We start from the raw sequence: 10,136 nt of genomic DNA, 5'->3' as shown, positions 1-10,136 counted from the left end.
GCCCAGTTGTAGGCGGTGCGCAGTGTCTGCAGGCCGGGCGGAGCGCTCCCCGCACAGCCCGGGGAGCCGGGGCGCGGGGCGGGGTGCGGGGTCGTGAGCCGGAGATGCGGGGACGTGGGGCCGCGACTCAGGGATGCGGGATGAATCGGCCGAAGCGGCCCTGGTGGTAGAGGAGAGGGCGGCCGCCGGGGTCAAGGTTGGTCTCGGTGACGAGGCCGACGACGAGGATGTGATCGCCTATGTCGACGGTGGAGTGAGGGGCACAGATCAGTTGGGCGGACACTCCGCTCAGCAGGGGGACGCCCAGCGGGCCGGGCCGCCAGGAGGTGGGGGCGGCGAAGCGGTCGACGCCCTTCCGGGCGAACCGGGTGGCCAGCTCGGCCTGGTCGCTGGCCAGGACGTTCACCGCGAAGTGGTCGGCCTGCCGGAGCCAGGGCCAGGTGGTCGAAGACTGGTCGACGTAGAAGGAGACCAGCGGGGGCGCGAGGCTCACCGAGGAGAAGGAGGTGGCGGTCAGGCCGACCGGGATCCCCTCGGACTGGGCGGTGACCACGACCACCCCGGCCGCGTGCACGGCCAGCGCCTGACGGAACCGCTCGCCGTCGACCGCCCGGCCGGGCAGGGTCTCGGTCATGACTCCTCGCCCCGGTTCTCGGTGGAGCTCGGGAACTCTCGGGGCCTCGTGATCCCGTCGAACGTCACCAAGGTGCCACGCCTCCCGGCCGCCTCGCTCCACTCGATCACTTTTCCTCCTCCGCGGTATGAAACACGCTTATGGTCGGCAACCCATTCATAGCTCCGTCTCTTCCAAATATCACGCCGGAGCTCCTTCCCTGAGCGCCGCGGCGACCTGAGGGGCGACCCGGTCGGCCCAGCGGCCGACGACGGCGTCGAGGGCGTTGATCTCCGACTCCAGCAGCGCCAGGCCCGGGGTGGGGACCGTGGCGCCCAGCTCCACCAGGAGCGGCCGGAAGTGGACCTCCACCGCCAGGGCGTGCCGCGCGTCCCCCATCACCAGCAGCGGCAGCGCCACGCTGGAGGCCAGCGCGCCGCCCGGCAGCCGGTCCAGGAAGGTCTTGAGCAGGCCGGTGTAGGTGCCCTTGTAGGTCGGGGACGCCACCACCAGCACGCTCGCCTGGGCGACGATCTCCAGCGCGGCCTCCACCGCGGACGACGCCTCCGGGGCGAACAGCAGGGGCGCGAGGCCGGACAGGTCGACGATCTCGGAGGGCCCTTCGCGGCCCGTGCTCCGGGCGAGGATCTGGATGGCCTGGACGGCCACCTCGTAGGTGCGGGACCCGGCTCGCGGGTTGCCCACCACGGTCACGATGCTCATGAAGCCACCGGCGCCTTCTGCTCGAAACGGGATGCTGGACGCGCCAGGCCGTAGTTCTGACGCAGTGTGCGGCCTCCGTACTCGGTGCGGAACAGGCCACGGGCCTGCAGCTCGGGCACGACGTGGTCGACGAAGTCCGCCAGGCCGCTCGGCAGGACCGGCGGCATGATGTTGAAGCCGTCGGCCGCGCCGCTGGTGAACCATTCCTGAATCTGGTCGGCGATCCGCTCCGGGGTGCCGGTGACCACGCGGTGCCCCCGGCCGCCGGCCAGGCGGCCGATCAGCTCCCGCAGGGTCAGCCGCTCACGCCGGGCGAGATCGGTGACGAGCTTGAACCGGCTCTGCTGGCCGTCGGCCGGTTGGGCGACCTCCGGCAGGGGACTGTCCAGCGGGTGGTCCGACAGGTCCACGCCGAGGATGCCCGACAGCTGCTGCACGCCGTACGCGGGGATGATCAGCTCTTCGAGCTCCCTCTCCAGTTGGAGCGCCTCACGCTCGGTGGAGCCGATGATCGGTGAGATGCCGGGGAGGATCAGCAGCTCGTCGTCGCGCCTGCCGTACCGGCCGAGCCGGGACTTGAGGTCGGAGTAGAACTCCTGGCCCTCCTGGAGGGTCTGCTGCGCGGTGAACACGGCCTCGGCGTAGCGGGCGGCGAACTCCTTGCCGTCCTCGGAGGAGCCGGCCTGGACCAGCAGGGGGTGGCCCTGCGGGGGACGGGAGGTGTTCAGCGGGCCCCGGACCCGGAAGTGGCGGCCGACGTGGTCGAGGGCGTGGATCCTGGCGGTGTCGGCGTAGTCCCCGCTGCGGCGGTCGCCCAGGATCGCCCCGTCCTCCCAGCTGTCCCAGAGCTCGGTGACGACCTGCAGGAACTCGGCGGCGCGGTCGTAGCGTTCCTTGTGGGCGGGGCGTTCGACGCCGAAGTTGCGCGCCTCCGCCTCGCTCGCGGAGGTGACGATGTTCCAGCCGGCCCGGCCGCCGCTGATGTGGTCCAGCGACGCGAACTTGCGGGCGACGTGGAACGGCTCGTTGTAGGTGGTGGAGACGGTCGCGATCAGGCCGATGTGCTCGGTCACCGTGGCCAGCGCCGCCAGCAGGGTGAGGGGCTCCAGCCCGCCGAGCGCGTTGTGCCTGACGTTGCCCCACAGGGCCAGGCCGTCGGCGAGGAAGACCGAGTCGAGCTTGCCCCGCTCGGCGATCTCCGCCAGCCGCTGGTAGTGCCGGACGTCGGTGATCCCGGCGGGCTCGGCGCGCGGGTGCCGCCAGGCGGCCTCGTGGTGCCCGACGCCCATCAGGAAGGCGTTCAGGTGCAGTTGCCGGGCGGCCATCAGGAGGTCCTCCAGGTCGAGAAGCGGCGCTCCAGACGGACGAGGAGCTGGTTGAAGAGCAGTCCGAGCACGGAGATCGTGAGGATTCCGGCGTACATGTCGGGCACCCGGAAGTTGAACTGGGCGTAGTTGATCAGATAGCCGAGGCCGGCCTTGGCGCCGACCATCTCGGCGGCGACCAGCACGAGAATCGAGTAGGCCCCGGCGAGCCGGACGCCGGTGAAGATCATGGGCACCGCGGCAGGGAGGATCACCTTCTGGAACAGCCGGACCGGACGGAGCCCCATCGACCGGGCCGACTTGATCAGCAGAGGGTCCACGCTCTTCACCCCTGCGATCGTGTTGAGCAGGATCGGCCAGGCGCAGGCGTACAGGATGATCGAGATCTTGGAGGTCTCGCCGAGCCCGAGGATCAGCACGAACACCGGGAGCAGGGCGAGCGCCGCGGTGTTGCGGAACAGTTCGAGCACCGGGTTGAGCAGGTCGGCCAGCGGCCGGTACCAGCCGATCAGCAGGCCGAGGGGGATGGCCGCGACGATCGCCAGGGCGAACCCGGCCAGGGACCTGACCAGGCTGGCCTGGGCGTGGTCGAGCAGCTCGCCGGAGAGGAGCAGCTCCCACCAGGCCGCCAGGACCTGTGACAGCGGCGTCAGGAAGGTGGGGTCCACCACCTCCAGCCGGGGCAGGACCTCCCAGAGCGCGGCGAGCGCGCCCAGGGCGGCGGCCCGCCGGCCCACCGCCGCCGCCAGGCGCCCCGGGCCGCGCAGCAGGCGCGCGCCCACCCCGGCGGCGGAGGCGCCGGTCGAGACGCTAGCCAACGGGGACCGCCTCCTCCGCCCTGGCCGCCGCGACCTCGTCGCGCAGGAGCGTCCACACCTCGTGGCGGTACTCGCCGAAGCGCGTGCCGGCCCGCAGGTCCCCCTCGCGGGAGTCGAACTCGACCTCGACGACCCGCTTGATCCGGCCCGGCCGGGACGTCATGACCGCGATCCGCTGGCCGAGATACACGGCCTCGTCGATGCCGTGGGTGATGAACACGACCGTCTTGCCGGTCTTCTCCCAGATCCGCAGCAGCTCCTCCTGGAGGGACTCGCGGGTCTGGGCGTCCAGCGCGGCGAACGGCTCGTCCATCAGCAGCACCTCCGGGTCGAAGGCCAGGCTCCGGGCGATGGCCACGCGCTGGCGCATGCCGCCGGAGAGCTCGTGCGGGTAGCGCTCCTCGAACCCGCGCAGTCCCACCAGCTCCAGATAGGCCCTGGCCCGCTCCGCGCGCTCCTTCCTCGGTACGGCTTTCGCCTCCAGCCCGAACTCGACGTTGGACAGCGCCGTGCGCCAGGGGAACAACGCGTACTGCTGGAAGACGATCCCCCGGTCCAGACCGGGACCGTCGACGGGGACCCCGTCGAGCAGGATCCGGCCGCTGGTCGGCTCGGTCAGTCCGGCGAGCAGGTCGAGGAGGGTGGACTTGCCGCAGCCGCTCGGCCCGACCAGGGTGAGGAACTCCCCGGCCCGCACGTCGAGGTTGACGTCGTCGAGGGCGGTGAACGGGCGGCCGGCGCCGCGGACGCGGAACTCCTTGCCGATCCCCTGAATCCGGATCTTCATCGGGTGCCTCCGAAGGGGTTGTAGGCATTGGTGAAGAGGTCCTCGGCCTTGACCTGGCCCTTGTCGATCTCGCCCTCGCGCTCCAGCCAGTCGATCCAGGTCTGGAACTCCCGCGCGTCGATGACTCCGCCCTTGTTGGCCACCCCGCTGCTCTTCCAGAACTCGATGGCGGTGGTGTCCTCGTTCCGCCCGCGTTTGGCGATGATCTCCTTCGCCTTGGCGACGACCTCCTCGCGGGAGTGGGTCTGCGTCCACTCGACGGCCTTGGCGTACGCCTCGACGAACTTCTTCGTGGTCTCCGGGTTCCGCTCGATGAACTTCTCGGTGAGGACGACGCTGCCCGCGGTGAAGGGGCCGAACAGGTCGATGTCCTTGAAGAGCGGATGGATCCCGCCACGCCGCAGCGCCTTGTCGCGGAGGATGCCGCTCAGCGCGGCCACGTCGATCTGGCCCTGGCGGAGCGCCTGCTCGGTGTTGACCGGCGGCACGACGACCAGTTCGACCTGCTTGATCTCGTCGGGGGTCAGCCCGCCGCGCTTGAGGTATTCCTTGAGCACCGCCTCCAGGTGGGCGCCCAGGGTGTTGACGCCGATCTTCTTGCCGATCAGGTCACGCGGGCCCTTGACCGGTGAGCCGTCCGGCACGAAGTAGCCGATGTAGCTGTCCTTGTCACTGCCGTAGTAGCCGATCACGGCCTTGATCGGGGCCTTGGCCGCGGCCAGCTTGACGATGGCGCCGTTGAACGCGCCGCCGAAGTCGGTCTGACCGGTCGCCGCGGCCTGGATGTCCTGCGGGCCGGAGATCGTGTTGCCGATCCACTTGAGTTTGACGGGGCCGAGGTAGCCGAGCGCCTCGGCGAACTCGGGGAAGGTGACGGCGCCGACGCTGCCCTGGTAGCGCAGCTCCAGCGTCTCGGGCCCGCCGGATCCGGCGGAGGCCCGCGCGCCGCAGGCGGTGAGGAGCCCCACCAGCAGCACGGAGAGAGGGACATGTCTGGTCTTGATCACGAGAGGCGTCCTGGGTGACGGGGAGGGACGGCGGGGGTCGATTCGTGATCACGGACACTGGGCGCTGGACACTCGACAGAAGTCGACATGTGCACACCGGGTCAGATAGATGCCCATATGGGAGAAGCTACGCACGGCCTGGCGCTAAGTCAATATTTCCTACTGGTTTTGCATGAAATACTCCGAGGAGGGTGGGCGGCGGGGGCGTCACCAGGGATTACCCGGGGCACCACAGGCCGGGTCCGTCCGCGCCCAGGCGGGCGCCCCCGCCCGTCACCCCGATCCCACCTCTGGACAGAATCATGTTCTCCTCGGGGTGGCGTACGGTCGAGCCATGGACCTGGGACGCGAAATCTCCGAGAGCGGACGCTTCGTCCGGCAACCGAACCGGTTCACCACGCGGATCGAACCCGACGGCCAGCATCCGCCGGAGCCGGGCCGCTACCAGCTCTACGCCTCCTACGCCTGCCCCTGGGCGCACCGCTCGCTCATCGTGCGCGAACTGCTCGGCCTCCAGGACGTCGTCGGCGTGACGATCGTGGACCCGATCAGGGACGAGAAGGGCTGGCGGATCCCCGGCGGCGACCCGGTCACCGGCGTGGAGTATCTCTCGGAGCTCTACCTCAGCTCCGACCCCGGCTACCAGGGCCGCTACACCGTGCCCTGCGTATGGGACGTCACCGCCGGGCGCCTGGTCACCAACGACTACCCGCAGATCACCCTCACCCTGGAGACCGCCTTCGCGCCCTGGCACGCCGACGGCGCGCCCGCCCTCTACCCGGCCGCGCTGCGCGGGGAGATCGACGCGCTGAACGAGGTGATCTTCAACGGGCTCAACGACGGCGTCTACCGGACCGGGTTCGCCACCTCCCAGGCGGCCTACGACGAGGCGGTCGTCAGGGTCTTCGACACGCTGGACCTGCTGGAGGAGCGGCTGGCCGGCCGGCCATACCTGCACGGCGAAGCGCTCACCGAGAGCGACGTCCGGCTCTACCCGACGCTCGCCAGGTTCGACGCGGTCTACCACTCCCACTTCAAGTGCTCGATCAGGCGGCTGACCGACTACCCGGCCCTGTGGGCCTACGCCCGCCGCCTGTACGCGATCCCGGCCTTCCGCGACACCACCGACTTCGACCAGATCAAGCGCCATTACTTCGTGACGCAGACGAACATCAACCCGAGCCGGATCGTGCCGCGCGGCCCGGAGCTCGACTGGACGGCGGGACAGCCGCCCTCCGGGCGGCCGGAGCGGCCGGCGGACGGCACGGCAGGGGCTTGATCACATGAAAGTTTCACAGCCCGGGCCGGGCATCCGGCCGGTCAGCCCCCGGGGCCGGGGAGCCGCTCATTGACGAGGGGGAGACGCGCTGGAAGCATCGGCGCATCTCCTTTTGGGAGCGCTCTCACCTGATCGTGCACCCCGCCTGAAGGGACCCACGTGATCAGACCGCCCGCCTGGCTCGCCCTCGCCGTGGCCGCCGCCATGGTGACGCCGCCGTCCTCGCCCGCCGCCACGGCGGCACCGCGCCCCTCTCCCGCCGCCGCCGACGACGGCCCGGAACAGATCGTCAACGGCACCTTCGACACCGGCACGGCTCCCTGGTGGAGCACCGCCAACACCACCCTGGAGGCCGACGGCGGCCGGCTCTGCGCCGACGTCCCCGGCGGCACGGCCAACCCGTGGGACGTCATCGTCGGCCAGAACGACATCCCGCTGGTCAAGGACGAGACGTACCGATACTCCTTCTTCGGCGTCGCGACCCCCGGCCGCGTCGCCAAGGCCCTCATCCAGCTCCCGGCCGACCCCTACACCCAGTATCTGTCGGCCAACCCCGAGCTGAGCGTCTCCGGCAACGCCTACGCCTACACCTTCACCTCCCCCGTGGACCTGCCCGACGCCCAGGTGGCCTTCCAGCTCGGGGGCAGCGCCACCCCCTGGCGCTTCTGCGTGGACGACGTCTCGCTCAGGGGCGGCGCCGAGCCCGACGTCCACAGGCCCGACACCGGACCGCGCGTCCGGGTGAACATGGCGGGCTACCTGCCCACCGGCCCGAAGAACGCCACCCTGGTCACCGACAGGACCGAGGCCGTGACCTGGAGGCTCAAGAAGGGATCCGCGGTCGTCGCGACCGGGGCCACCACCCCGCGCGGGGTGGACGGCAGCTCGGGCCAGAACGTGCACTCGATCGACTTCGGCTCCGTCACCGCCCCGGGCACCGGCTACACGCTGGAGGCCGACGGCGAGACCAGCCGCCCCTTCGACCTCGACGGCGGCCTCTACAGGCGGCTCCGCACCGACGCGCTGAAGTTCTACTACCCCCAGCGCAGCGGCGTCGAGATCCTCGACAGTCTCCGCCCCGGGTACGGCAGGCCCGCCGGCCACGTGGGCGCCGCGCCGAACCAGGGCGACACGAGCGTGCCCTGCCGGCCGGGCGTCTGCGACTACTCCCTCGACGTCAGGGGCGGCTGGTACGACGCGGGCGACCACGGCAAGTACGTGGTCAACGGCGGCGTCTCGGTCCACCAGCTGATGTCGGAGTTCGAGCGGGGCATGACCAAGGGCGCCTTCGAGGACGGCGAGCTGGACATCCCGGAGAGCGGCAACGGGGTGCCCGACATCCTGGACGAGGCCCGCTGGGAGCAGGAGTTCATGCTCAGCATGCAGATCCCCGACGGCAGGCCGCACGCCGGGATGGCCCACCACAAGATCCACGACGCTTCCTGGACCGGCCTGCCGCTCCTGCCCCACCTCGACCCGCAGCGGCGCGAGCTGCACCCGCCGTCCACGGCTGCCACCCTCAACCTGGCCGCCACCGCGGCCCAGGCGGCCCGGCTGTTCGCCCCCTACGACGCCGCGTTCGCCGCGCGCAACCTGGCGGCCGCCCGCAGGGCGTGGGCCGCCGCGGTGGCCGAGCCCGCGCGCTACGCCGACCCGGCCGACGGCGTGGGCGGCGGCGCCTACAGCGACGACGACGTCACCGACGAGTTCTACTGGGCGGCGGCCGAGCTCTACCTCACCACCGGTGAGAAGGAGTTCAGGGACCAGGTGCTCGCCTCCCCGCACCACACCGGCGACATCTGGCGCGATCGCGGCTTCGACTGGGGCAACACCGCCCAGCTCGGCCGGCTCGACCTGGCCACCGTCCCCAGCGAGCTGCCCGGCCGCGCCGCCGTCCAGGCGTCGGTCCTCGGGGGCGCCGACAAGTATCTGGCCGTGCAGCGGGCCCACCCGTACGGCCTGCCGTACAACCCGCCGGACTTCGACTGGGGCTCCAACAACCTGGTGCTGAACAACATGGTCGTGATGGCCACCGCGCACGACCTGAGCGGCCAGGCGAAGTATCGCGACGGGGTGCTGGAGGGGATGGACTATCTCCTCGGCCGCAACGCGCTCAACCAGTCCTACGTGACCGGCTACGGCGAGGTCGCCTCCCGCAACCAGCACAGCCGCTGGTACGCCCACCAGCTCGACGCGGCCCTGCCCAACCCGCCGCGCGGCACCCTGGCCGGCGGGCCGAACTCCGGCATCCAGGACCCGGTGGCCCAGGCCAAGCTCCGCGGTTGCAAGCCCCAGTTCTGCTACATCGACGACATCGAGTCGTGGTCCACCAACGAGCTGACCATCAACTGGAACTCCCCGCTCGCCTGGATCTCGGCCTTCGTCGCCGACGTCACCCCCGCGGCCCCCTGCAAGGTGACCTACACCCGGCACGGCGTGTGGCCCGACGGCTTCACCGCCCAGGTCACCGTACGGAACACCGGCACGGAGGCGGTCGACGGCTGGACCCTGAAGTGGTCCTTCCTCGGCGGCCGGCGGATCGGCGACGGCTGGAGCGCCACCATCACCCAGGAGGGGGCCACGGCCACGGCCGAGAACCTGAGCTGGAACCGGAGGATCCGGCCGGGCGGCTCGGTCACCTTCGGCTTCACCGGCAGGAGCGCCCCCGGCGCCGATCCCGTCCCCGAGCGGTTCCTCCTCAACGGAGCGCTCTGCCGCTGACCCCGACCGGCGGCCGCCCCGGCGGGCGGCCGCCCCGGGGCCCTCTCGCCGGCCCGCGCTCCGCCGGTCCGCCCACCCCGGCGGGACCGCCGGGGTCCGTCCGTCTCAACTGGGGCGATGTCCACACGGCCTAAACTGAGACGCGTGATTGACGACATTTGGGTGGACCCCGCGGTCAGGGCGCTCCGGCCGGACTTCGCGGTCCTGGCGGTGGGCGCGTACGGCCTGCGTAACGGACCGACGGACGACAGGTCACGGGCCTGGCTGGCCGGGGCGGCCGGCGAGGCGGTGGGCGTCGAGGATCCGAAGGTCGAGGCGTGGCGGGAGGCCTACCGGGCGTTCGGGGCCAAGCCGCAGCGGACCAGGCCGTCGGTCGACGCGCTGGTCCGGCGGATGCCGCTGCCGGAGATCAATCTGGTGGTCGACGCCTACAACACGGTCAGCGTCAGGCACGGGCTGCCGATCGGCGGGGAGGACCTGGCCCGCTACGAGGGGGCGGCCCGGCTGGTCCGCGCCGCCGGGGACGAGCCGTTCGAGGTCGTCGAGAAGGGCGAGCCCGCCGTCGACCATCCGGAGATCGGCGAGGTGGTCTGGCGCGACGACAGGGGCGTCACCTGCCGGCGGTGGAACTGGCGGCAGTGCGTGCGCACCCGGATCACCGAGGAGACCACGGACGCGCTGTTCCTGCTGGAGCGGCTGGCGCCCATGTCGCTGGAGGAGCTGGGCGCGGCGGGCGACGAGCTGGTGGACCTCCTCAAGGTCATCACCCCCGGCGTCCGGGTCGAGTCGCGGCTCGTCGAGCAGGGGTGACCAGGACCACACCTCCCGGACAGGCCCCCGGAGGTGACTGTTTTGCACTCTAC

At 71.3% G+C, this 10,136-nt stretch carries 9 protein-coding genes; 3 read left to right on the top strand and 6 right to left on the bottom strand.

The annotated features are described in order from the left end of the window. Nucleotides 1-127: 127 nt before the first annotated feature. The 6 genes from ACWDS7_RS20535 to ACWDS7_RS20510 form a co-directional block, all read right to left on the bottom strand. Complete coding sequence (locus tag ACWDS7_RS20535) at nt 128-634, bottom strand: flavin reductase family protein (RefSeq protein ID WP_451930554.1); 507 nt, start codon at nt 632-634, stop codon at nt 128-130. A 180-nt stretch (nt 635-814) separates the two neighbouring features. Beyond that, nucleotides 815-1,336 carry an NADPH-dependent FMN reductase gene (locus ACWDS7_RS20530; protein ID WP_451930553.1) on the bottom strand — a complete coding sequence of 174 codons (522 nt, stop codon included), beginning with the start codon at nt 1,334-1,336 and terminating at the stop codon, nt 815-817. Continuing rightward, nucleotides 1,333-2,661 carry an LLM class flavin-dependent oxidoreductase gene (locus tag ACWDS7_RS20525; RefSeq protein WP_451930552.1) on the bottom strand — a complete coding sequence of 443 codons (1,329 nt, stop codon included), beginning with the start codon at nt 2,659-2,661 and terminating at the stop codon, nt 1,333-1,335. The genes ACWDS7_RS20530 and ACWDS7_RS20525 overlap by 4 nt, the downstream gene beginning before the upstream one ends. Further along, nucleotides 2,661-3,479 (bottom strand): ABC transporter permease, encoded by an 819-nt coding sequence (locus tag ACWDS7_RS20520; protein WP_451930551.1) that lies wholly within the window; start codon nt 3,477-3,479, stop codon nt 2,661-2,663. The genes ACWDS7_RS20525 and ACWDS7_RS20520 overlap by 1 nt, the downstream gene beginning before the upstream one ends. After that, nucleotides 3,472-4,266, bottom strand: a complete 795-nt coding sequence (locus ACWDS7_RS20515; protein WP_451930550.1) for an ABC transporter ATP-binding protein — start codon at nt 4,264-4,266, stop codon at nt 3,472-3,474. Before ACWDS7_RS20515 ends, ACWDS7_RS20520 begins: the two co-directional genes overlap by 8 nt. After that, nucleotides 4,263-5,273 (bottom strand): ABC transporter substrate-binding protein, encoded by a 1,011-nt coding sequence (locus ACWDS7_RS20510; protein ID WP_451930549.1) that lies wholly within the window; start codon nt 5,271-5,273, stop codon nt 4,263-4,265. The genes ACWDS7_RS20515 and ACWDS7_RS20510 overlap by 4 nt, the downstream gene beginning before the upstream one ends. A 334-nt stretch (nt 5,274-5,607) precedes the next feature. Here ACWDS7_RS20510 and ACWDS7_RS20505 point away from each other — a divergent pair, with 334 nt between their 5' ends. The 3 genes from ACWDS7_RS20505 to ACWDS7_RS20495 all read left to right on the top strand — a co-directional run bounded on the left by ACWDS7_RS20505 (nt 5,608) and on the right by ACWDS7_RS20495 (nt 10,083). Continuing rightward, complete coding sequence (locus tag ACWDS7_RS20505) at nt 5,608-6,552, top strand: glutathione S-transferase family protein (RefSeq protein WP_451930548.1); 945 nt, start codon at nt 5,608-5,610, stop codon at nt 6,550-6,552. Nucleotides 6,553-6,756: 204 nt separating this feature from the next. Then, nucleotides 6,757-9,273 carry a glycoside hydrolase family 9 protein gene (locus tag ACWDS7_RS20500; RefSeq protein ID WP_451930555.1) on the top strand — a complete coding sequence of 839 codons (2,517 nt, stop codon included), beginning with the start codon at nt 6,757-6,759 and terminating at the stop codon, nt 9,271-9,273. A gap of 144 nt (nt 9,274-9,417) precedes the next feature. After that, complete coding sequence (locus ACWDS7_RS20495; RefSeq protein ID WP_451930547.1) at nt 9,418-10,083, top strand: B3/B4 domain-containing protein; 666 nt, start codon at nt 9,418-9,420, stop codon at nt 10,081-10,083. Nucleotides 10,084-10,136: the final 53 nt, after the last annotated feature.

The organism is Streptosporangium sp. NPDC003464, assembly GCF_053588315.1.
This window is presented reverse-complemented; position numbering and strand designations above follow the sequence as displayed.

What these genes read in the sequence shown, in the direction of transcription:
- ACWDS7_RS20535 (WP_451930554.1), bottom strand. Translation starts at nt 634, where the DNA reads ATGACCGAGACCCTGCCCGGCCGGGCGGTCGACGGCGAGCGGTTCCGT.
- ACWDS7_RS20530 (WP_451930553.1), bottom strand. Translation starts at nt 1,336, where the DNA reads ATGAGCATCGTGACCGTGGTGGGCAACCCGCGAGCCGGGTCCCGCACC.
- ACWDS7_RS20525 (WP_451930552.1), bottom strand. Translation starts at nt 2,661, where the DNA reads ATGGCCGCCCGGCAACTGCACCTGAACGCCTTCCTGATGGGCGTCGGG.
- ACWDS7_RS20515 (WP_451930550.1), bottom strand. Translation starts at nt 4,266, where the DNA reads ATGAAGATCCGGATTCAGGGGATCGGCAAGGAGTTCCGCGTCCGCGGC.
- ACWDS7_RS20505 (WP_451930548.1), top strand. Translation starts at nt 5,608, where the DNA reads ATGGACCTGGGACGCGAAATCTCCGAGAGCGGACGCTTCGTCCGGCAA.
- ACWDS7_RS20500 (WP_451930555.1), top strand. Translation starts at nt 6,757, where the DNA reads ATGGTGACGCCGCCGTCCTCGCCCGCCGCCACGGCGGCACCGCGCCCC.